Origin of the sequence: Streptomyces sp. GESEQ-4, assembly GCF_017948455.1 — a bacterium.
Lineage (GTDB): Bacteria > Actinomycetota > Actinomycetes > Streptomycetales > Streptomycetaceae > Streptomyces.
This window is the reverse complement of sequence record NZ_JAFFSU010000017.1, coordinates 92,544-111,557: the sequence shown is the minus strand read 5'-3', so window position 1 is coordinate 111,557 and position 19,014 is coordinate 92,544. Positions and strand designations below refer to the sequence as shown.

Sequence of the window (19,014 nt, the reverse complement as noted above, 5' to 3'; positions counted from 1 at the left end):
TGTACAGTGGTGCCGCCTTCGCGTACGGCATCGTTGTACGCGCTGCCTCCTTAGCTCAGATGGCCAGAGCGGGTCACTTGTAATGATCAGGTCGTCGGTTCGAGTCCGACAGGGGGCTCCATGAATACGGACACCAGCCCGGTGAGCCCCGATGAGGGCCACCGGGCTGTGCCTTGGCCGTCGCTTCGGTAACCGCGTACGCCTGGCGGCGTTTTTTGTGGGGCGAACGACCGGCACACACAGTGACCGGGCCGGGCTACTGTCCTCGTCGTCTCGTACACACGAAAAAGGACTGCATGTGAATCGTGTATCCACGAAGCTCCGCAAGCGAATCGGAGTCTTGGGGGCCTCCGCGGCGGTCCTCGCCGGCGGTCTGACGGCCAGCCCGATCATGACCGGGGCGGCACACGCCGCGTACGGCACCTGCAATACGGTCCACAAGTACGACCCGCCGAATCTCGGGCCCGAAAACTATCGCCCGGTACCCGCCCGCACGGGCAACGGGACCGACTGCTACATGGGCTACCACCAGGGTTCCACGTCGGCGGTCAAGGCTCTCCAGAAGGCCATCCTGACGTGCCACGACGGCACCTGGGCCGCCAACCAGATCAGGAACTCCGGTGGCGCCGACGGCATTTACGGATCCGGCACGGTCGCGGCCGTCGAGTCGCTCCAGAAACTGTTCGGACTCACGGCCGACGGCGTCTACGGCCCCAATACCCGGGACAAGCTGAAGTGGCCCCTCTATTACAACGATCGAGCGCTCGACTTCTGTGAGAGGGTCTGAGAATTACCGACCCCACAAACGTGAGGGCCACGAGCGAATCATCATCGCTCGTGGCCCCATTGGGCTCGTCCCGCACGCCTGGCAGCATCAGGAGCATGGACTACTGGCCCTACCCACCGGATGAGGCGGACCGTCTCGATCCCTTCGACGGCGAGCGCACCGAGACGCAGTACATCCTCTTCGGCGGCCACCGGCCCACCTCGGCGTTCACGGACCCCGCCTGGTTCGGCCACCGCGATCTGCACCTGTACATCCCGTGGGGCTACAAGATCCTGCGGATGGCGCAGAAGGTGGCCATCCACCGCCACGGTGACCTCGTACGGGAATGGCCGGTCCTGCACCGCGACCCTCGCGTCGACCCGGTGGACCCGCCCGCCGGCGAGACGCTGTACCTGGACATCTGGCGGCGCGGCGTCTGCGGATACCGGATCCTGACATCGCCGACCGAGATGACCGCCGCCGAGGACGCGTACGACTACGCCGCCGCGACCGAGATGGCCCGCGCCGTCTCGCGAGCCGAGGGCCGCGCTCTGGTGGTGTACATGTACAACGCCGTGGACTGGCACTGAGTACGGGCGACGTCGCCGTCGCCGCACAGGCCCGTGTCACGCTCAGGCAGCCAGGAACTCCCGGGCCGCCGCCGCCCCCGCCGCGGCGTCCCAGCCGCCCTTCCCGATCACGGCCGTCACATGCGCCTCCGTGACGTCGCCGTCTGCCGCGATGAGTGCGTCGATGGCGTCCGCAGGAGGCGCCGCCCCGCCGAGTCCCGGCGCGTCCTGGGTGAACTCGACGACGCTCTTGTGGGTGCGGTCGGCATTCAGGGCGGGCAGGCCGACGCTGAGGAAACCGTCCGCGAGGTCGTACTCGGCGCGCTGCCACCGGGTGCCGTCGAAGCCGTACACAAAGCCCACGTACTCGTCCTTCGCCATCACCTGTGACACCACCGGCCGCCACCAGTCGGGCGCCCCCGCGAGCAGGTCGGTCTCGTCCTCGCCGAAATACTCCGCCGCGGGACCGTAGTACGTCTCCGAATACTCATGGTCGTTGCCCAGCATGACCGCGCGGCCCTCGCCGACGTGGTGCAGGTCCGCCCAGTTGCCGCCGCCGTCGTCGAAGTGCCAGACGGAACCGCGCGCGTAGCACCCGCCTCCCCATCCTCTGGCCGCCAACAGCGCGGCGAATGCCGCCCAGCGGCCCCGCATCCGTGCCGGCGCGGGCAGGTCGAGCGTCACAAGGCCCATGGGGAGTCCACCTCTCTCCGAGTCAGCCGTCGTCCCAACGACGTTTCGGCCAAGCCCATTCAAGCGCGCACCTCTGACAATCACCCTCTGACAATCACCCCCGGTCCACTGCCGGGTCAGCTCTCGGCCGGGCTGGTCGAGGCCGCGTAATCGGCGGGTGTCTGGCCGTACCGCTTCTTGAAGGCGCGGATGAAGTGGCTGCTGTCGGAGAAGTGCCAGTGGACGGCGAGTTCGGAGACGGTCAGCCGCCGACCGGACGGGACGGAGAGGGCGAGGCGGGCTTCTTCCAGGCGCCGATCGCGGATGTAGGCGGCCACCGACTCTCCCGAGGCGGCGAACGCCCGCTGCAACGTACGTAGCGAGACGTTGAGTTGGCCCGCCAGCATCGCCGGAGACAGTTCGGGATCGGCGAGATGGCTGTCGGCGAGGTCCTTCGCGGCCTGGGCGAGCGCGGGAGCCAACCGGGGCTCCGCATCGTCGAACTGCCCCTGCACGACCGCCTTGGCCAGCTCGATCAGGGCGCTGTGAGCGGCGTGCACACCGGCCGGGCCGAGGTCGGCGATGTTCGCGTGGACCATGTTCGTGTGGGCCACCAGCAGACGCACCTCGGCCGAGTCCGCCGACCCGGTGATGATCCGGTTCCCGAGAAGGGGGCTGAGCCTTGCGGCGGGCAGAGCGAGGATCTTCGTCGTCGTGTGCGGCGTCGTCTCGAACGCATAGGGCCGTACGAAGTGCCGGAGGCGGAACTGCCCGGCCGTAACCGTGTGTTGGCCGCGATCGGGCGGGTCGTCCAACGTCCATGTGCCGCGCCGCACCACGTGCATCACCACCGCATCGTGATCGTCGCCCGGAGTGCCCGCGAGGGCCGACACGCTGCGCACATCGGCGATGGCCACGTCGCGCACCTTGGCGGCGCGGCCCTTGACGCGGAGGTCACCGATCGTGTCCGGACTGAAGCTCGGCAGTTGGAAGACATCGCCGATCTGCGTCTCCCATACGTGCCGTAAGGCGTCGAACCCGCGCGGGCCGACGCCCGCGCTGGTGGAGTCCAGTAAGAACGCCCCGCGCGACCGCCCGGCCTCCGGTGCAGCGTTGTTCATCGTCTACCTCCATGCGCCCCGACAACGTTGTCCCGTGGCGCGGATGTTCCGTCCTGATGCCGCTGTGGTTCAAGGTCGTGCCGCGCCGACCTTCCTAAGCTTCGGCGGAAGGTGCAAACCCCGGGAGGTTCCGGGTGCTTCACGCACATGAGGACAAAGAGGAGAGCGCGCTGATGAACCCGCCGATGCCGAAGCCGGTAGACGTCATGTTGCAGATGACCGGAGGCTTTCAGGTCTCCCAGGCCGTCTACGTCGTGGCCAAGCTGGACCTGCCGACGATGCTGGACGAGGCTGGGGGCCCGCTCACGGTGAGCGAACTGGCGGAGAAGTCCGGCGCGCAGGCCGAGCCCCTGCGCCGTCTGCTGCGCACGCTCGCCTCGATGGGGGTGTTCGTCCTCGACGGCGATCGAGTGTCCCTGACGCCCATCGGCGCGACGCTCTCCCGCAACGCCGCCGACTCGGTGCACGCGGTGACGCTCATGTGGATGGAGACCCACTACGCACCGTTCAGCGATCTGCTCCACACGCTCAGGACGGGCGAGCCCGCCTCGGACCACTACCTCGGCAAGCCCTTCTTCGACTGGCTGACCGAAGACCCGGCCCGAACGCAGCAGTTCAGCGAAGCGATGGCCGCCGTCACCAACGGCTTCCGCACCAGCCTGTTCGACGACTACACACTGCCCGCCGGTGAGCTCGTCGCCGACCTCGGGGGCGCCGACGGCACCGTCCTGGCCGAACTCATCAAGGATCTGCCCGACCGCCGGGGGATCGTCTTCGACCTCCCCGCGATGACGCCGGCGGCGCGGTCCAACATCGCCGCCCGGGGACTCGACGGCCGGGTCGAGGTCGTCGCCGGTGACTTCTTCGACAGCGTGCCGTTCGCGGACATCTACGTACTCAGCTACATCCTTCACGACTGGGACGACGCCGCCGCGGTCCGCCTGCTCCAGTCAGTGGCCAAGGCCGGTGGGCCGGATGCCCGGGTGCTGATCTTCGAGACGGTGATGCCGGACGGCGACGAGCCGCACATGGCCAAGGCGATCGACCTCACCATGCTCGCCATGGGCACCGGCAAGGAACGCACCCAGGCGGAGTACGAAGCTCTGCTGAACGCCGCCGGCATCAGCATCGACAGAGTCGTGCCGACGTCGACCCCCTACTCGATCATCGAGGCGACGGTCAACTGATCCCGAGCGCAGCCAGGGCGCGGCGGCGCCCTGGCTGACGTAACTCCAGGCGGTCAGCGCTCACCCCTTGAGCATGAGGGGCCGGCGGAAGCTCGCGTAGGTGTACTTGCCGGTGATGCGCAGCTCGTCGTCGAAGTGGAAGATGTCGGTTCCTTCCCAGCGCATCCGGCTTCCGTAGCGGGCGCGGAGGGCCCAGCGCAGTACCGAGGTGGTGCCGCGGGTGTGCTGGGGCGCCAGGTCGAGGCGGCAGGTCCAGCGGATGGCCGCGCGACGCTGCTGTTCGTCGATGAGCCGGTCGTGTTCGTCGAAGGTGACCAGGCCGAACTTCCCCGAGAAGATCGGCACGAACGCGGCGCGGATCTGTGCGGGTCCGCGGTGGACGGTGCCGTCGCCGGGACGGTACTCGGCGTCCTCGGCGAAGAAGGACATGGCGAGGTCGAGGTCCTGGACGTTGAAGCTGTCGACGAAGCGGTCGATGGTGTCGGCGAGGGGCACCGTGGGCTTCGCGTTCCAACTCACCACGGGACGACGCCTTCGGCCCCGAGAAACTGTCCCGTCGGCCCGTCCGGGCCGAGGAGAGCGACCCTGGCGACGATCGCGGCCGCTCGGGCCGGCGGCTGCCCTACCTGACCACCCATCATGTCGGTCGCCGTCAGGCCCGGGTCCACGCAATTGATCCGCATAGCCGGATATGCCTTGGCGTACTGAACGGTGAACATGTTCAGAGCCGCCTTGGAAGCGCGGTACACGTCCTGCGGGTAGGCGTTGAACTCGTCGTCCGGATCGGCCGATTTGGCCAACGAACCAATGCTGCTGGTCACGTTGACGACCGCCGGCCGCGCCGACTCCGCGAGGAGGGGCAGAAAGGCTGTCGTGACGCGTACGGCGCCGAAGACATTGGTGTCGAAAATCTGGTGCACGAGGTCGGACGCGAGGTCCCCGATGTGCGTCGGCGGCTCCAACAGGCCCGCGTTGTTGACCAGTACGTCGAGTCGGCCGATGGTCGCGGCGGCGGCTCGGGCGGAGGCGTCGTCGGTGACGTCGAGCGATACGAATCGCCCGCCCGACTCGCCGGCGGCGCGCTCCCCTCGGGCCTTGTCCCGACAGCCCATCCATACCGTGTGGCCCTCGGCAATAAGTGCTCGGGCGGTCTCGTAGCCGATTCCCCGATTGGCGCCGGTGATGAGAATTGTTGACATGGCATTCCCCTGAACTGTGAACCCGCCGGTCAGACGGCGTCGAGTTCCATGGCGAAGTAGCCGCCGCCGACGGGGTAGGTCCTGCCGCGGCGCCAGCCGGTGGTGGCGAAGAGCGCGTCGAACTCGTCCAGGTCCCGTTCGATGCCGCCCGTGACAGCGAGCATGGTCACGTCTGCGATGGTGGCGAAGTCGGGCTTGCCGATCTCGTTGTCGACGAGCATTTCCACGACCAGGGCACGCCCGCCTTCGCGCGCCGCGGAGCGGCAGTTGCGCAGGATCGTCGTACAGCGCTCGTCGTCCCAGTCGTGGAGCACGGTCTTGAGAAGGTAGAGATCCGCGCTGGGTACCTCGAGGAAGAAGTCGCCCGGCACACCGGCGAAACGGTCGGACAGCCCCCGCCGTTCGGCCTGCCGGCTCGCATCCTCGATCGCGTGCCGCAGGTCGAGCACCTGGCCGTGCAGAGCGGAATTGGCCTCCATGAGTGCCAGTACGAGGTGTCCGTCCCCGCCACCGACGTCGACGGCGGTGGACAGGCCCTCGGTGTCGGCCTCGGCCAGGATGCCCTGGGTCACCATGCCGGCCAGATCGCGCATGGAGTCGGCGAACAGCCGGGCCTCGTCGGCCTTCTCCGGCCGCGCGTAGTAGTCGAATACGTCAGCGCCCAGCGCCTTCTTCGCCTGGCTCGCGCCCTGCCGCACCGCCTCGGGGAACAGGCTCCAAGGCTGCCAGTGCGACTCACCGGCCTGGATCAGCACCAGGGAACGCAGGGAGCCCGGCACGTCGGTACGCAGCATGTGGCCCCGCCCGGTCAGGCCGAAGCGCCCCGCCCCTTCGTAGCTGAGCACGCCCAGCGACGCGGCGGCCCGCATCAGACGGAAGGTGGATCGCTCATGGCTGCCCTCGCGCTCGGCCACCTCCTTCGCCGTGCGTGCCCCGTCGGCAAGGTGGTCGGCGATGTTGAGTTCGGCAACCGCGTGCAGAGTCTGCAGGATCGCGCCGCCGGCGATCATCTGCATCAGGCTCGCGACATCCGCCGCCGGGTCGCCGGCGGCCTCGTCCGTTGCGCGTGTCGTGGTCAGGTCGGTCATGGAAGTCGTACCTCGTGCCTCTCGTGTCGCAGAGGCCTGCAATTTTGTTCGGGTCGGTGTGGGGGGCGCTTGCAAATGAGCGACACATCAATGGGATTTCCATGCCTTACGACCCTGTGAACTCCTGGCCGATCTTCAGACCTTCGTCAATTAAGCCCGCGTCAAGCCCTATTGAGCCGACACCGCCGCAGCACAAGATCCCTCGCACACCCTCATATCCCCGTCGGGACACGGGATATCACCGGTGGAATAGCGCAGATCGCTACTGCTAGTGTTCGTTCAGTCACAGTAGGCAATCAGCCTCGACGTACATGTAGTGAAAGACCGAGGGTTCCATGCGCAAGCTTCAGCAGGTCATGATCGTCGCGGCGGCGGCCGGCAGCCTGACCGCCGTCGGTGCCGGTGCGGGTGCCACTGCCGCCTTCGCCGACGGTGGCGGGCACGGCCACAAGTCCGACCGGCCGCACGTGTCCCACAAGCAGGCCCCCACCCGAGCGCAGGTGTCCGTCACCGACCTCTACCGGCCGTACCAGGAGTGCAGCCCGCAGACGGTGGCCGAGGGCGACCTCCCGATCGGCCTGCTCGGTCTCGCCGAGACCTTCGACACCACCTGCGGCCAGTTCAACAACGCCTTCACTGACTGAGGTCGGCGGCACAGTCGTGCGCGACGCCCTCACGGGCGGGCCCCGAAGCACCAGTGCGTCAACAGGCCCCCCAGGACCCGGCACGGCCGGTTCGCGGCGCACGACGCCCGGGGCACCCCTCACCAAGGAGACGCAACACATGTTCAACGGAAAGAAGATCGCGGCCGTCTCGGGGATTCTCGGCGGCCTCGCCATGACCTTCGTCGGCGTCACCCAGGCCCACGCGGCAGGAGGCCCAGGCGTCTGCGCACTCGACGCCGAGGGCAACATCGTCTGCACCCAGCGGATCGTGGGTCAGACGCCCGAGGGTGACGGGTTCACCATCCGCCGGAGCGTGAACTGCCAGCCGACACAGCCCCTGACCCTGCCCGCTCCCGGCCTGCTGAACAACGGGCAGACACGGATCGGGCCGCACATCACCTGCGCCGGCCCGACGTCCGAGGCGCCGGCCGTCGACACCAGCACCGACAACCGCACGGCGCTGCAACGCCTGCTGGGCGGCTGACCCCCTTCAGCCTCCCCAACTCCCCTACGGCGGATGGCCGGACCAGGGCGACCTGGTCCGGCCATCCGCCGTTTCGGCAAACGGGTGACCGCACCCCACCGCCCGTGACTCCCCCTCGGGGAACGGTCGTTGCCACAACAACACCGGCTCTCTCACCCCTCGCCAAGCCCACGGCAACAGGCGGACTAAAGGGGTGCCTCGGCATGAGCCGACACGACACACAGAAGGGCAATAGATCCCAAATTGCTACGGTTCGCGTGTATATGCTCACACTAAGTAGTCAAGCCAGGGCTTCACGCCCCGGAAAGAAAGGGTCAATTCAATGCGCAAGTTTCAGCGCGTTGCGGTCGTAGCCGCAGCGGTCGCAGGGCTGTCCGCCTTCGGTGCCGGCGCCGGCACGGCCTCCGCCCACGAGGGCGGCTCGGACGGACCGGACATCACCGCGGTGGCCACCTCGCAGGCCAACGCCGTGGCCACGTGGGGCGCTCCGTACGGAAAGCACTCCGCTCCGCACCGGGCTGCCGCGCCGGAGGCCGCTCCCCAGGCCGTCGCTCCCCAGCCTGCTCCGCAGGCCGCCCCCCAGGCCGCTCCGTACGCTCCCCAGTACGCCGCGCCGGAGGGCTTCGGCGAGTACTCCGCTCCCTACATCGCCAAGTAAAGAAGCTCCGAGAGTTCGATGCGCGAATTTCAGGGCACTGCGATTGTCGCCGTAGGCAGTTTCCCCGGCATATAGCCTCGGAGCGTCACGGCAGGCGCATCGGATTTCATCGGAACACTTTATGCACATCACACGATGTGAAGGCAGCCCGGACGCGCGGCAGACCCACCAGGGTGCGCGCCCGGGCTGCAACAATGCCATCGCCGGACGCAGCTGATATCGCGCCGGGCGATGGCTCTGGCATTTCGGATCCGCAAAGGAACGCAGCACATGATCGGTCGACAGAAGATCGCAACCATCTCGGGGCTCGTCGGAACCCTCGCCGTGATCTACGGCGGCGCCGGGCAGGTGTACGCCGCAGTGCCCTCGAATGACTGCAAGACCTCCGCCCAGGGTGACATCACGTGCGTTCGCAAGAGCGAGAACGTCCACAAGGGCAAGGACGGCACTGTCGTCCAGCAGAAGCACGACTGCTCGACGGTCGAACGGCCGCGCCTGGTGTTCCCCCAGCACGGGGTGGGGAACAGCGGGACCACCAGGGTCGGCCCGGTCGTGGAGTGCTCCAACAATGTGCCGCTGCCCAAGGGGTTCAAGCTGCCTAAATTCGATTTCTGAGGCGCGATCGAAAAATGCCGGACCGGGATGTTCTCCCGGTCCGGCATTTTGCAGGGGAAGGAATCAGCCCTTACTGCCCCTACTTGCCACCGAAGGTGTTGTTGCAGCCCATGGACGAGCCCAGGCCGGTCTCCTGCGCACCCGGGTTGCCCTCACCGTTCAGCAGGTTGCCGGCCGCACCGTCGAGGATGCCGACCTGGCCGAGGACGCTGACGTTGGCGTCGTGCGACTTGCAGGACGTGCTCTGCGCGACGTTGAGGGTCGGGCTGCTCTTGCGGCCTTCGTGATGCTTGCCGTGGTGGCCCCGGTCACCCGAACTCCAGCCGCCCGGGCCCCCGTCGGCGTGGGCGGTACCGGCGCCCAGGAGCCCGACGCTCCCGAGGGCGGCGACCAGAACGGCGGCCTTGCGGAGCTTGTGCATGTTCATCTCCGATGGAGTGAAGTGGTGCGATCCGTAAAAGATCGGCTTCGTACGGTTACAGAGGGTAATAGGAAGAATATTGGAGCACTCAGCGGCACGCCGAATTCAGGCAATTCTCACCGCCTTGGCCGATTCCGGGAATTCCCTTTGCTTAATAATAAATAGCAATATCAGTACGCCATGGAAAAGGCCCCGGCACCGAGTCTGAGACTCGGTGCCGGGGCCTGCTTTCCGGCCGTCGGCCGCCTGTGCGACCGTCGCGCGATTAGAACGCGCTGTTGTTGCAGCCCATGGACGAGCCCAGGTGCGTGTCCTGGCCGCCCGAGTTGCCCTCGCCGTTGAGCGCGTTGCCCAGCAGGCCGTTGAGGACGCCGACCTGGCCGAGGACGTCGAGGTTCAGGTCGTGCGACTTGCAGTTGGAGCTCTGCAGGACGCTGAACTTGCCCCCGTCCTTCTTGCCGTGACCGTCCTGGCCGTTGGCGACGGCGGTGCCGGCGCTCAGGATCCCGACGCTGCCGAGGGCGACGATCACGACGGCGGCCTTGCGAAGCTTGTGCATGTCATCTCCGGTGGAGTGAGGTGTGGGTGCGATCCGCGAAAGATCGACTTCGTACAGTTACGGGAGGTTAATACGAAGTATCCCGAAATGTCCGGCGACGCGCCGGGTTTTGTGATCGCGCGGCAGAAGCACCCTGACGCCCCATCACATACGAACGGGCCCTTACGAGGTCGATCCTCGAAGGGCCCGTTGCGGGTCGATCAGCTGCCGTTCGGTCTGCTGGGCGGACGGCCGCCCGTGCTGCCCTAGCGCGTGGTGGTGGCGCGGGCGTGGGCGAGGGAGTTCGCCTGGCTGTTGGTCTGACCGCAGTCGATGCCGCGGTTCTCGGCGGCGGCGAGTACGGCGACCGGGACAGCCGCGTTGAGCAGGGACTGCGGGCTGCACTCCTGGGACGGGCGGAAGAGGTTGGTCTGGCCGACCTCACCCTGCCCCGGGCCCGTGTGCGGGGCCGCCTGCGGGGAGATGTTCGGGCTGAGCTTCGGATTGAACTGGGGGTTGACCTGCGGGCTGACATCGGCGCCCCGCGTCGGGAGCGCCATCCGCCGCGGGGCCGACGAGCCGGAGTGCTGCGACGTGGCCTGGGCGGAGGTCATCGAGGTGGCCTGGGCGTCCTGCTGCGAAACGGGCGGCGGAGCACCGTTGTACGCCACAGGGGCGGAGTGGCTGGGACCGGCACCGACGGCGGACAGACCTCCGGCTGCTGCGACGACGAGCGCGACCTGCTGAAGCTTGCGCATGAAACCTCGGCCCTTCATTGACCTGTGCACGGAACGTATTGCGTTGCTGATGACCAGTGCGGCTGTTGCTGGAACGAGCCAAGTGCGGCGTCAGTCACGTGAGTCGGGGTGTGGTCACCCATTTGCTGCGGCCCGAAAAAACAGAACCGATAATCCGACCGATGGCAAATGAGTGACGGCTTTTCTCACCCCGTGACCAGGCCGGGGGAAATTTCGTTGCCAGCTGAGAGAGGGCAGCGATCATGACAGCCCAGGAGTTACCCCTGTTAGGGCGCAGCACGAACATCAGACTGATCGCACGCAAGACTGCACTGAATACAACGGATTTTCCCTGTACAGGTAATGAAGGGCCGAGGGGTTCCATGCGCAAGCTTCACAAGGCCGCGCTCGTCGTAGCAACGGCCGGCGGTCTGTCCGCCATCGGCGCCGGCGTCAGCCACGCCGACTCTCCCGGGTACGGCGGTGTCAGCGCGGCGCCTCCTCCCCCGTACTACCCGGCACCTCAGTACTACGCCCCGGCGCCCGCGCCCCAGTACCAGGCGCCGCCGCCGCAGTACTACGCCCCGGCACCCGCCCCCCAGTACCAGGCGCCGCCGCCGCAGTACTACGCGCCCGCGCCCGCCCCGCAGTACCAGGCGCCCCCGCCGCAGGCCGCGGCGGTGGCCCGTTCGCAGGGCACGGCGGAGGTCAGCGGTCCGCAGTCCTACGCCCAGCCGGCGCCGCAGTACGCACCTCCGGCGCCCGCCCCGGCCCCGCAGCACAGCGGTCAGGCATCCGCCGTCGCCACGTCGACCGGCAACGCGCAGGCCTCCAGCTCGCCGCACGGCTCACAGCACGCCCCCGCCCAGCGGCCGGAGGTCGTGCCGCAGGTCTCCCCGCAGACGGCGCCGCAGGTCACGCCGAAGGTCGCCCCGCAGCTCGACGTGCCCCAGGTCTTCGAGCCGGAGCCCGCGCCGCGCGTCGCCCCGCAGGTGAACCCGCAGTTCAACCCTGAGGTGAACCCGCTCATCAACCCGCTGATCGCGCCGACCGGCGGCACACCGCAGGTGCCCGGGCTCGGCCTCGGTCAGGTCGCGGCGCCGCCCGTGGGTCAGTTGGGTCTGCCCCGACTCGGCTGATCGCCTCACCGCAGTTCGTCATCCCGCTCGTTCAGTTCATCCGCTCGTTCAACGGAGAAGAAATGCGCAAGCTTCACAAGGCCGCTCTCGTGGGCGCCGTCCTCGGCAGTGTCGGCTCCTTCGGTGTCAGCCCTGCCGTCGCCGACGGGCCGGGCAACGACTTCGACGTCAACCAGAGCATCGAGTGCCGCTCGCACGACATGAACATCGACATCCTCGGCAGCATCGGCGTCATCAACGGCGCGCTGGGCAACGCGCTCAACGGCGAGGGGAACCCGGGTGCGCAGCCCACCGACCTCGGTTCGGACATGGGCTGCAACAGCGAAGCGTTCTGAGCAGACGGTTCGAGGCGATCGGCCTCGCAGTCCAACGCCCGCACCGTCACGGTGCGGGCGTTGGACGAGGAAGGGTATGGCGACCTATCGCATGAGACTGTCCTGTGCCGACGAGATGCTGCTGTTCAACGGGTGTCCGGGAGTTGTCGGCCTGGCGGCGGTCTTCGCCGGTGAGCAGCCCGATGTGGCGCGGGTGCGGGCGCGCGTCACCGAGCGGTGGGCGCGTCTGGAGCGGATGAACTGTGTGCTCGACCGTCCGGAAAGCGGCGGCGGGCGCGCGCGGTGGGTCGTACCGGGACCGTTCGACCCCGACGTCCATGTCGTCCTGGCCCGGCACAAATTGGACGACCTGTGGGCGCAGAGCGTGGACCGGCCGCTCGCCGGCGGGGTGCCGCCCTGGCGGCTGTACGTGGTCCCGGACGCGGCGTACGGCGGTTTCGCCCTGGCGCTCGTGGCGCAGCATGTGCTGCTGGACGGGCGCTCGCTGGCCACGTTGATGCGTGCGTTGACGGACAGTCCTGGGGCGGTGCGGGCGGCTGCCCGGCCGGCGCCGCTGTCGCGTGCCGGGCTGCGCGCGATGGGCCGGGAACTCCGGGTGATGACGGCCGCGGGACAGGCCCTGCCGATGCCGTCGCCGGGGCGGACGTACTCCTCGGTCGCGGTGAGCGAGCTGTCCGCGCAGACGGTCCGGGCCGCCCGTCGGCAGCCTGCCGACGGGCGGGGCTCGACGCTGAACGAGCTGCTGGTGGGCGCGGTGGCCGGGGCGATGCGGGAGCAGTACGGTCCGGTACGGCGATGGCGGCAGCGGGATGAGCCCGTGTACACGGCCGTGCCGTGTGATCTGCGCAGCCGAACCGATCCGGGCGAACTGGGCAATGCCCTAACGGTGATTCGGGTGCCGTTGCCCGTCGACGTGGACGGGCCCCTGGCGCGGCTGCGGGCGGGGCAGGCCGCGCTGGCCGCGGTTCCCGCACGGGCCGCCGTGCACGCCTCGGTGCTGTTTCCCGCGGCGGAAGCGGCACGGCGGACCGGCCCTTGGGTGACCAGGCTCCTCACCAACCGTGGTCGCCACTCCTGTTTCGCGGCGACCGCGACCACGGCCGTCAAGTGGCCCGGCGGACCCAGCACGTTCCAGGGCCACGCGCTCGTGCGCACGGTGGGGCTGCCGCCCCTGCACCACCCGGGCACCGCCAGCTTCGCCCTGGCCCAGGCAGGGGACGCGGTCACCCTGACCGTGGTGTGCAACCTGCGCCCGGACGACGCGCGACGGCTCGCCGACGCGGTCGTCACGGAGTTTGAGACATGGGCTCGTACCTCGACGCCATCACTGTGAGCACCAGGAAACGGAGACGCTGCATGGACGTGGAACATGTGGACGTATGGGAAGCGCTGCGACCGCTGTGCGCGCGGGTGATGTCGGTGCCGGTGGAGGCGGTCGTGCCGCAGGCCCGGCTGGTGGCCGATCTGGGCGCCGACAGTCTGGACATCACCGAGCTGCAGGCGGCGTCGGAGGACGAGTTCGGGGTGTCCCTGCGCGGAACCGACACCTCCGGGGTGTCCACCGTGGGTGATGTCGCCGACCTCATCGTGAGGCTGCGCACCCACGCCGGCCACGGCCCCCTGGCCGCCCGGTGACGGCCCGCCACGCCGTCGCCGTCACGGGCCTGGGGGTTCGCTGCGCGGCCGGAGCGACGCCGGCCGCGCTGTGGGCGAGTCTGGTGGAGTGCCGTTCGGCGATCTCGCTGCATGCCTTCGACGAGAAGGGAGCCGACGAGGGAGCCGTCGTATACCCGGCGGGTCCGATGAGCGACTTCGACCCGAGCGGACAGCTGACGCCCAAGGAGGTGCGGCGGGCGGACCGTTCGGTGCAGTTGGCGGTGTGTGCCGCCGTGGACGCCGTGGAGGATGCCGGCGGGCTGCATGTGCCGGCCGAGCGGCGGGCGGTGGTCACCGGGACCGGCTACGGCGGGGTGATCAGTCAGGAGAACGGCATCGGGCGGCCCGATGTGCTGTACGCGTCGCGGCTGATGCACAACGCGGGGGCGTACTGGGTCAGCGCCAAGCTCGGTATCACCGGCCCCAGTCTGACGGTCTCCACCGCGTGTGCCTCCGGGACGCATGCCGTGGGTGAGGCACTGCAGATGATCCGGGCGGGGGGCGCGGACGTGGTGGTGGCGGGGGGACACGAAGCTCCGCTCACTCCTACGACCGCGCTGGCCTTCGGCCGGTCCGGCGCGATGGTCACCGAGTGCGAGGATCCCGCGGCCGCGTCACGGCCGTTCGACGAGGGGCGGCGCGGCTTCGTCCTCGCCGAAGGGGCCGCGTTCCTGGTGCTGGAACGGCTGGACCTGGCCCGCGCGCGGGGTGCCCGGATCTACGCCACGCTCACCGGGTACGGGCGTACCTCCGACGCCTACCACCTCACGGCACCGCATCCCGACGGCGCCGGTGCCCGGGCGTGCATGGAGCAGGCGCTCGCCGACGCGGGGACGACGGCCGATGCCGTCACCCATGTCAACGCGCATGGCACCGGCACCCAGTTGAACGACCTCGCGGAGGCGCAGGCCATCACCGCCCTGTTCGGCCCGGGCGGGGTGCCCGTGACCGCCCCCAAGGCGGTGACCGGGCACGCGCTGGGGGCGGCGGGAGCGGTGGAGGCCGTGATCGCGGCCTGGTCGGTGCGCGAAGGGCTCGCCCCGCCGACCGCCCATCTCACGCGACTGGACCCCCGATGCGAACTGGACGTGGTCACGGCCGAGCCACGCAAGATCCCGGACGGCCCGGTGATCAGCAGCAGTTTCGCGTTCGGCGGCCACAACGCCTGTGCCGTGTTCGACTCGCCCGACGGTTGATCGACCGAGGCGGGGGCCCGGGCAGCTGCACCACCAAGGAAAGAGGCTGTGGAACATGAGGCTGTCGGCCTTCGACGAGGGGCACCTCCGCAATGGGCTGCCGGGGACGATCGGCATCGCCGCGGTGTTTCCCGGAACGCCGTTCGACCTGGAGCAGGTACGGTCCCGAGTCCACGAGCGATGGGGCGATCTGGACCGGATGAGCCAGGTGCTGCGGCCTCCCGCCGGGCCGGCGGCGCTGTCGGGCCACCGGTGGTCGGCCGCCCGGCCCTTCGATCCCGCCGCGCACATCACCGCCACGGACCAGGACCTGGACTCCCTGCTGACCGCCGGCGTCGGGCACCCGCTGCCGCCCGAACGGCCCCTGTGGCGGCTGCTGGTGGCCCCGCACGCCACCCCGGCAGGCGAGCACGCCATCGTGCTGCTCGCCCATCACGCACTGCTGGACGGCAGGTCGCTGGAGACGCTCTTCCGGATGCTGATGGACGACGCCGCACCGCCGTCCGCGCTCGGACCGGCCGCGGCAGCGGGGCGCCCGCGCATCAAAGCGGCCACCGTGGTCCGGGAGTTGCACCGCATCGGGGTCCCCAGCCAGCCCCTTCCGCCGGCGCCCGCCGACGGTATGCGGCCGTCGGTGGCCATGGTCGGCCTCGACCCGCAGACCATGCGCACGGCCCGCCGCCAGCCGTCCGGCGGGCGCGGAGCGACGCTCAACGAACTGCTCCTGAGCGCCTACGCCGGCGCCCTCCGCGCCTGCTACGGGCCCCTGCGCTCCTGGCCCAAGGGACCGACCCCCCTGTACGCCACGGTGCCGGTCGACCTGCGGACCCGGCACAGCGCGGGGCAACTCGGCAACGGCGTCACCGTGCTGCGCATCCCGCTGCCCGTCGACATCGCCTCCCCGGTGGACCGTCTGCAGGCGTGCCAGGACCTGGTCGCCGCGCTGCATCACCGCTGCGACGCCCACCGCGCGATCCTGCCCGCGCTGCAGGCCTCCGCGCGGACCGTGCCGTGGCTGGCCGAGGTGATGGCCAAGCGCCTCGCGCGCCCCGAGATCACCACCAGCCTGTGTACCGCGTTCAAGTGGCGGGACAGCCCCAGCCGGTTGTACGGCCGTCCCCTGGCGCGCATCGTTCCGCTGCCGCAGCTGTCCCCGCCGGGCACGGCGAACCTCTGCCTCGTCCACACCGCCGACGCCTACACCCTGACCGTCGTCAGCCATCTGCGGGCCGGCGACGCCGAGATGATCGGCGCCGCCGTGGCCCAGGAACTGCACGCGGTGGCGGCGTCCGGAGCCGCCCCCGCCGCGCGTCGTACGGAGCCGCGGCTCAGCGCCCCGACTCACGCTCCGCCCGCTGCCACGCAGCCTCCCGCAGCAGCCGCAGACCGTTGAGGCCGACCAGCACGGTCGATCCCTCGTGCCCGAGCACACCGAGCGGCAGCGGCAGGGTCCCCGCCAGGTCCCAGGTCACCAGCGCCGCGATGAACACCCCGGCGACCACCAGGTTCTGCACCACCAGCTGCCGCGCCCGGCGCGAGAGGGCGATCACCGCGGGCACCGTGGCGAGTTCGTCGCGGACGATCACCGCGTCCGCCGTCTCCAGCGCGAGATCCGAACCCGCGCGCCCCATCGCGACGCCGGAGTGGGCGGCGGCGAGAGCGGGGGCGTCGTTGACGCCGTCACCCACCACCATCACCTTGCGGCCCGCGGCCTCCAACTCCTTGACCGCGGCGACCTTGTGCTGCGGGAGCAGTCCGGCGCGTACGTCGTCGATGCCGACCTCGGCGGCCAGCTGGGCGGCGGCGCGCGGGTTGTCGCCGGTGAGCAGCACGGGCTTGGTTCCGGTGAGGGCCGTGAGGGAGGTGATCGTGGCCGCCGCGTTCGGGCGCAGGCGGTCGGCGATGCCCAGCACGCCGGCCGGGGTGCCGTCGACCGTCACCAGGACCGCCGTACGGCCCTCGTCCTCCAGTCGCGCGACCAGGGCGGCCGTGTCACCGGTGTCGTCCAGCAGGCGCGCGGGGGCGCCCACGGCGACGGTGCGGCCGTCGATCCCGGCGGTCACCCCGACGCCCGGTGTGGAGTCGAAGTCCTCGGTCTCCGGCAGCGTGAGGCCGCGCTCGCGGGCCGCGGCCACGATGGCGCGGGCCAGCGGGTGTTCGCTGGGGTGCTCGGCGGCTGCGGCCAGGGTGAGCAGGGCCGATTCGTCGAGGCCGGAACCCGGCAGCGGGGTTACGTCCGTGACGCGCGGTGTGCCCTCCGTGAGGGTGCCCGTCTTGTCGAGGGCGACGGTGTCGACCTGGCCCAGGCGTTCCATCACCACCGCCGACTTGACCAGGACGCCGTGGCGTCCGGCGTTGGCGATCGCGGACAGCAGCGGCGGCATGGTGGAAAGAACGATCGCGCACGGCGAAGCGACGATCATGAAGGTCATCGCGCGCAGCAGTGAGCCGGTGAGCGCGGCGCCGAGGGCGAGCGGGACGAGGAAGACGGCGAGGGTGGCGGCGACCATTCCGACCGAGTAGCGCTGTTCGACCTTCTCGATGAACAGCTGAGTGGGGGCCTTGGTCTCGGCGGCCTCCTCGACCATCCGGACGATCCTGGCGATCACGGAGTCGGAGGCGTCCCGCTCGACGCGGACGCGCAACGCACCCGTGCCGTTGAGGGTGCCCGCGAAGACCTCGTCGCCGGGCTCCTTGGCGACCGGCAGCGGCTCGCCGGTGATGGTCGCCTGGTCGACCTCACTGGCTCCGTCGAGCACGCGGCCGTCGGCGCCGACGCGTTCGCCGGGGCGTACGAGGACGATGTCGCCGACCGTCAACTCCTCGACGGCGACGGTCTGTTCGCCGCCGTCGGAGGTGAGGCGGGTCGCCGTGGCGGGGGCCAGGTCGAGCAGGCCGCGGACCGAGTCGGCGGTGCGGGCGGTGGCCAGGGCCTCCAGGGCGCCCGAGGTGGCGAAGATGACGATGAGCAGGGCGCCGTCCATGACCTGGCCGATGGAGGCGGCGCCGAGGGCGGCGACGATCATCAGCAGGTCGACGTCGAGGGTCTTGTCCCTGAGGGCCTTGAGGCCCTCCCAGCCGGGCTCCCAGCCGCCGGTGGCGTACGACAGGGCATAGAGCGGGCCCCAGGTCCAGGCGGGGGCGCCGGCCAGCTGGAGCGGCAGCGCGAGCAGGAACAAGGCGGTGGCCGCGACGGCCCAGCGGGCCTCGGGGAGGGCGAGGACACGGGTGCGGCGGCGGACGGCTTCCTGCGGCCGCGTCGGCGCGGTCCGGTCCGCCGTCGGCTGGGTGAGGGTGGAGGGCATGAGCGGGTGTCCTTCACGAGGGCATGACGAGGGGGCGGCCAGCCGTGAGTCAGGCGCCGCTGTTTTCACCGTACAGGATCAGATGAAGACTCATTCATACGTTCATGGATGGGCGTCCGTAGGATGAGGGCCATGGGCCACGGAACGGACGCCAAGACCTCTGCCACGGCACGGGAACGCCTCGAAGCCGTGGGCGCCGCGGACGTGGCCACCACGCTGCAGGCCCTCGCCACCCCGTCACGCCTACGGATCCTGGCCCGGCTCCAGGAGGGCCCGTGCGCGGCCACCGAGCTCGCGGACGCCGTGGGCATGGAACAGTCCGCCTGCTCGCACCAGCTGCGGCTGCTGCGCAACCTGGGGCTGGTGACGGGCGAGCGGCGCGGACGGTCCGTGATCTACGCGCTCTACGACAACCACGTGGCCGAATTACTCGACCAAGCGCTCTATCACGTGGAGCATCTGCGGCTGGGGTTGCGGGACGCTCCGGCGGAGATCCTCGAAAATTTCGGCGAAGTTCACACCGGTCCAGGTACTGACAGACCAGGTGAACGCCAGGTACCGTCCTGACCTAGTTCACTTATGTGGACTACACCACAACGGAACCACCCGTAGTGGCACCACCTTCCTACAACGGATCGTCCGGCACGTTCCTGCCGGTAGAAG

The 19,014-nt window shown here is 69.6% G+C and carries 23 protein-coding genes and 1 tRNA gene; 15 read left to right on the top strand and 9 right to left on the bottom strand.

All coding sequences use genetic code 11. From position 1 onward, the window contains the following. The first annotated feature begins 44 nt into the window (after positions 1–44). The 3 genes from KCH48_RS28850 to KCH48_RS28840 all read left to right on the top strand — a co-directional run bounded on the left by KCH48_RS28850 (position 45) and on the right by KCH48_RS28840 (position 1,356). Positions 45–121, top strand: a tRNA-Thr gene (locus KCH48_RS28850). Between the two features lie 177 nt (positions 122–298). Then, positions 299–787 carry a peptidoglycan-binding protein gene (locus KCH48_RS28845; protein WP_210577826.1) on the top strand — a complete coding sequence of 163 codons (489 nt, stop codon included), beginning with the start codon at positions 299–301 and terminating at the stop codon, positions 785–787. A 95-nt stretch (positions 788–882) separates the two neighbouring features. Further along, complete coding sequence (locus tag KCH48_RS28840) at positions 883–1,356, top strand: hypothetical protein (RefSeq protein WP_210577825.1); 474 nt, start codon at positions 883–885, stop codon at positions 1,354–1,356. Positions 1,357–1,398: 42 nt separating this feature from the next. Here KCH48_RS28840 and KCH48_RS28835 read toward each other — a convergent pair whose 3' ends face one another. Continuing rightward, positions 1,399–2,028 (bottom strand): proteophosphoglycan 5, encoded by a 630-nt coding sequence (locus KCH48_RS28835; protein ID WP_210577824.1) that lies wholly within the window; start codon positions 2,026–2,028, stop codon positions 1,399–1,401. A 116-nt stretch (positions 2,029–2,144) separates the two neighbouring features. Further along, the gene (locus KCH48_RS28830) at positions 2,145–3,128 is read right to left on the bottom strand and encodes a helix-turn-helix domain-containing protein (RefSeq protein ID WP_210577823.1); all 984 of its coding nucleotides are present in this window, start codon (positions 3,126–3,128) and stop codon (positions 2,145–2,147) included. Positions 3,129–3,262: 134 nt separating this feature from the next. Here KCH48_RS28830 and KCH48_RS28825 point away from each other — a divergent pair, with 134 nt between their 5' ends. Further along, on the top strand, positions 3,263–4,315 hold the full coding sequence (locus KCH48_RS28825; protein ID WP_210577822.1) for a methyltransferase: 1,053 nt from the start codon (positions 3,263–3,265) through the stop codon (positions 4,313–4,315). Positions 4,316–4,375: 60 nt separating this feature from the next. Here KCH48_RS28825 and KCH48_RS28820 read toward each other — a convergent pair whose 3' ends face one another. The 3 genes from KCH48_RS28820 to KCH48_RS28810 are packed head-to-tail and all read right to left on the bottom strand — an operon-like array spanning position 4,376 to position 6,602. Next, complete coding sequence (locus KCH48_RS28820; RefSeq protein ID WP_210577821.1) at positions 4,376–4,837, bottom strand: nuclear transport factor 2 family protein; 462 nt, start codon at positions 4,835–4,837, stop codon at positions 4,376–4,378. Continuing rightward, positions 4,831–5,514 (bottom strand): SDR family NAD(P)-dependent oxidoreductase, encoded by a 684-nt coding sequence (locus tag KCH48_RS28815; RefSeq protein WP_210577820.1) that lies wholly within the window; start codon positions 5,512–5,514, stop codon positions 4,831–4,833. The genes KCH48_RS28820 and KCH48_RS28815 overlap by 7 nt, the downstream gene beginning before the upstream one ends. A gap of 29 nt (positions 5,515–5,543) precedes the next feature. Continuing rightward, positions 5,544–6,602 (bottom strand): methyltransferase, encoded by a 1,059-nt coding sequence (locus KCH48_RS28810; protein ID WP_210577819.1) that lies wholly within the window; start codon positions 6,600–6,602, stop codon positions 5,544–5,546. A 335-nt stretch (positions 6,603–6,937) separates the two neighbouring features. On the opposite strand from KCH48_RS28810, the gene KCH48_RS28805 reads away from it, so the two are divergent. From KCH48_RS28805 to KCH48_RS28790, 4 genes are all read left to right on the top strand, one after another. Further along, positions 6,938–7,246 (top strand): hypothetical protein, encoded by a 309-nt coding sequence (locus tag KCH48_RS28805; RefSeq protein WP_210577818.1) that lies wholly within the window; start codon positions 6,938–6,940, stop codon positions 7,244–7,246. A gap of 139 nt (positions 7,247–7,385) precedes the next feature. Continuing rightward, the gene (locus tag KCH48_RS28800) at positions 7,386–7,751 is read left to right on the top strand and encodes a hypothetical protein (RefSeq protein ID WP_210577817.1); all 366 of its coding nucleotides are present in this window, start codon (positions 7,386–7,388) and stop codon (positions 7,749–7,751) included. Positions 7,752–8,073: 322 nt separating this feature from the next. Next, entirely contained in the window at positions 8,074–8,409 is a 336-nt protein-coding gene (locus KCH48_RS28795; protein ID WP_210577816.1) for a hypothetical protein, read from the top strand. A gap of 270 nt (positions 8,410–8,679) precedes the next feature. Further along, positions 8,680–9,024 (top strand): hypothetical protein, encoded by a 345-nt coding sequence (locus KCH48_RS28790; protein WP_246886026.1) that lies wholly within the window; start codon positions 8,680–8,682, stop codon positions 9,022–9,024. A gap of 79 nt (positions 9,025–9,103) precedes the next feature. On the opposite strand, the gene KCH48_RS28785 is transcribed toward KCH48_RS28790, so the two are convergent. The 3 genes from KCH48_RS28785 to KCH48_RS28775 all read right to left on the bottom strand — a co-directional run bounded on the left by KCH48_RS28785 (position 9,104) and on the right by KCH48_RS28775 (position 10,741). Further along, on the bottom strand, positions 9,104–9,445 hold the full coding sequence (locus tag KCH48_RS28785; RefSeq protein WP_210577815.1) for a hypothetical protein: 342 nt from the start codon (positions 9,443–9,445) through the stop codon (positions 9,104–9,106). A 265-nt stretch (positions 9,446–9,710) separates the two neighbouring features. Then, the gene (locus KCH48_RS28780) at positions 9,711–10,004 is read right to left on the bottom strand and encodes a hypothetical protein (protein ID WP_210577814.1); all 294 of its coding nucleotides are present in this window, start codon (positions 10,002–10,004) and stop codon (positions 9,711–9,713) included. Positions 10,005–10,249: 245 nt separating this feature from the next. After that, the gene (locus KCH48_RS28775) at positions 10,250–10,741 is read right to left on the bottom strand and encodes a hypothetical protein (RefSeq protein WP_210577813.1); all 492 of its coding nucleotides are present in this window, start codon (positions 10,739–10,741) and stop codon (positions 10,250–10,252) included. 362 nt (positions 10,742–11,103) lie between these two features. On the opposite strand from KCH48_RS28775, the gene KCH48_RS28770 reads away from it, so the two are divergent. The 6 genes from KCH48_RS28770 to KCH48_RS28745 all read left to right on the top strand — a co-directional run bounded on the left by KCH48_RS28770 (position 11,104) and on the right by KCH48_RS28745 (position 16,439). Then, the gene (locus KCH48_RS28770; RefSeq protein WP_210577812.1) at positions 11,104–11,859 is read left to right on the top strand and encodes a hypothetical protein; all 756 of its coding nucleotides are present in this window, start codon (positions 11,104–11,106) and stop codon (positions 11,857–11,859) included. Positions 11,860–11,921: 62 nt separating this feature from the next. Further along, complete coding sequence (locus tag KCH48_RS28765) at positions 11,922–12,194, top strand: hypothetical protein (RefSeq protein WP_210577811.1); 273 nt, start codon at positions 11,922–11,924, stop codon at positions 12,192–12,194. Positions 12,195–12,285: 91 nt separating this feature from the next. Then, positions 12,286–13,527, top strand: coding sequence for a wax ester/triacylglycerol synthase domain-containing protein (locus tag KCH48_RS28760; RefSeq protein WP_246886025.1), 1,242 nt, complete (start codon positions 12,286–12,288; stop codon positions 13,525–13,527). A 23-nt stretch (positions 13,528–13,550) separates the two neighbouring features. Continuing rightward, positions 13,551–13,829 carry an acyl carrier protein gene (locus KCH48_RS28755; protein WP_210577809.1) on the top strand — a complete coding sequence of 93 codons (279 nt, stop codon included), beginning with the start codon at positions 13,551–13,553 and terminating at the stop codon, positions 13,827–13,829. Continuing rightward, positions 13,826–15,046 (top strand): beta-ketoacyl synthase, encoded by a 1,221-nt coding sequence (locus tag KCH48_RS43245; RefSeq protein WP_210577808.1) that lies wholly within the window; start codon positions 13,826–13,828, stop codon positions 15,044–15,046. The genes KCH48_RS28755 and KCH48_RS43245 overlap by 4 nt, the downstream gene beginning before the upstream one ends. 55 nt (positions 15,047–15,101) lie before the next feature. Next, positions 15,102–16,439 carry a wax ester/triacylglycerol synthase domain-containing protein gene (locus tag KCH48_RS28745; protein ID WP_210577807.1) on the top strand — a complete coding sequence of 446 codons (1,338 nt, stop codon included), beginning with the start codon at positions 15,102–15,104 and terminating at the stop codon, positions 16,437–16,439. On the opposite strand, the gene KCH48_RS28740 is transcribed toward KCH48_RS28745, so the two are convergent. Continuing rightward, complete coding sequence (locus tag KCH48_RS28740) at positions 16,375–18,351, bottom strand: heavy metal translocating P-type ATPase (RefSeq protein ID WP_210577806.1); 1,977 nt, start codon at positions 18,349–18,351, stop codon at positions 16,375–16,377. The two genes, KCH48_RS28745 and KCH48_RS28740, sit on opposite strands and share 65 nt — an antisense overlap. 132 nt (positions 18,352–18,483) lie before the next feature. Between KCH48_RS28740 and KCH48_RS28735 the strand changes: the two genes are divergently transcribed. After that, positions 18,484–18,918, top strand: a complete 435-nt coding sequence (locus tag KCH48_RS28735; RefSeq protein WP_246886024.1) for a helix-turn-helix transcriptional regulator — start codon at positions 18,484–18,486, stop codon at positions 18,916–18,918. Positions 18,919–19,014 lie beyond the last annotated feature (96 nt).

Coding starts and splice junctions, on each gene's coding strand:
- KCH48_RS28840 (WP_210577825.1), top strand. CDS start 883: ATGGACTACTGGCCCTACCCACCGGATGAGGCGGACCGTCTCGATCCC.
- KCH48_RS28835 (WP_210577824.1), bottom strand. CDS start 2,028: ATGGGCCTTGTGACGCTCGACCTGCCCGCGCCGGCACGGATGCGGGGC.
- KCH48_RS28830 (WP_210577823.1), bottom strand. CDS start 3,128: ATGAACAACGCTGCACCGGAGGCCGGGCGGTCGCGCGGGGCGTTCTTA.
- KCH48_RS28815 (WP_210577820.1), bottom strand. CDS start 5,514: ATGTCAACAATTCTCATCACCGGCGCCAATCGGGGAATCGGCTACGAG.
- KCH48_RS28810 (WP_210577819.1), bottom strand. CDS start 6,602: ATGACCGACCTGACCACGACACGCGCAACGGACGAGGCCGCCGGCGAC.
- KCH48_RS28805 (WP_210577818.1), top strand. CDS start 6,938: ATGCGCAAGCTTCAGCAGGTCATGATCGTCGCGGCGGCGGCCGGCAGC.
- KCH48_RS28800 (WP_210577817.1), top strand. CDS start 7,386: ATGTTCAACGGAAAGAAGATCGCGGCCGTCTCGGGGATTCTCGGCGGC.
- KCH48_RS28795 (WP_210577816.1), top strand. CDS start 8,074: ATGCGCAAGTTTCAGCGCGTTGCGGTCGTAGCCGCAGCGGTCGCAGGG.
- KCH48_RS28790 (WP_246886026.1), top strand. CDS start 8,680: ATGATCGGTCGACAGAAGATCGCAACCATCTCGGGGCTCGTCGGAACC.
- KCH48_RS28785 (WP_210577815.1), bottom strand. CDS start 9,445: ATGCACAAGCTCCGCAAGGCCGCCGTTCTGGTCGCCGCCCTCGGGAGC.
- KCH48_RS28780 (WP_210577814.1), bottom strand. CDS start 10,004: ATGCACAAGCTTCGCAAGGCCGCCGTCGTGATCGTCGCCCTCGGCAGC.
- KCH48_RS28775 (WP_210577813.1), bottom strand. CDS start 10,741: ATGCGCAAGCTTCAGCAGGTCGCGCTCGTCGTCGCAGCAGCCGGAGGT.
- KCH48_RS28770 (WP_210577812.1), top strand. CDS start 11,104: ATGCGCAAGCTTCACAAGGCCGCGCTCGTCGTAGCAACGGCCGGCGGT.
- KCH48_RS28765 (WP_210577811.1), top strand. CDS start 11,922: ATGCGCAAGCTTCACAAGGCCGCTCTCGTGGGCGCCGTCCTCGGCAGT.
- KCH48_RS28760 (WP_246886025.1), top strand. CDS start 12,286: ATGAGACTGTCCTGTGCCGACGAGATGCTGCTGTTCAACGGGTGTCCG.
- KCH48_RS28755 (WP_210577809.1), top strand. CDS start 13,551: ATGGACGTGGAACATGTGGACGTATGGGAAGCGCTGCGACCGCTGTGC.
- KCH48_RS28745 (WP_210577807.1), top strand. CDS start 15,102: ATGAGGCTGTCGGCCTTCGACGAGGGGCACCTCCGCAATGGGCTGCCG.
- KCH48_RS28740 (WP_210577806.1), bottom strand. CDS start 18,351: ATGCCCTCCACCCTCACCCAGCCGACGGCGGACCGGACCGCGCCGACG.
- KCH48_RS28735 (WP_246886024.1), top strand. CDS start 18,484: ATGGGCCACGGAACGGACGCCAAGACCTCTGCCACGGCACGGGAACGC.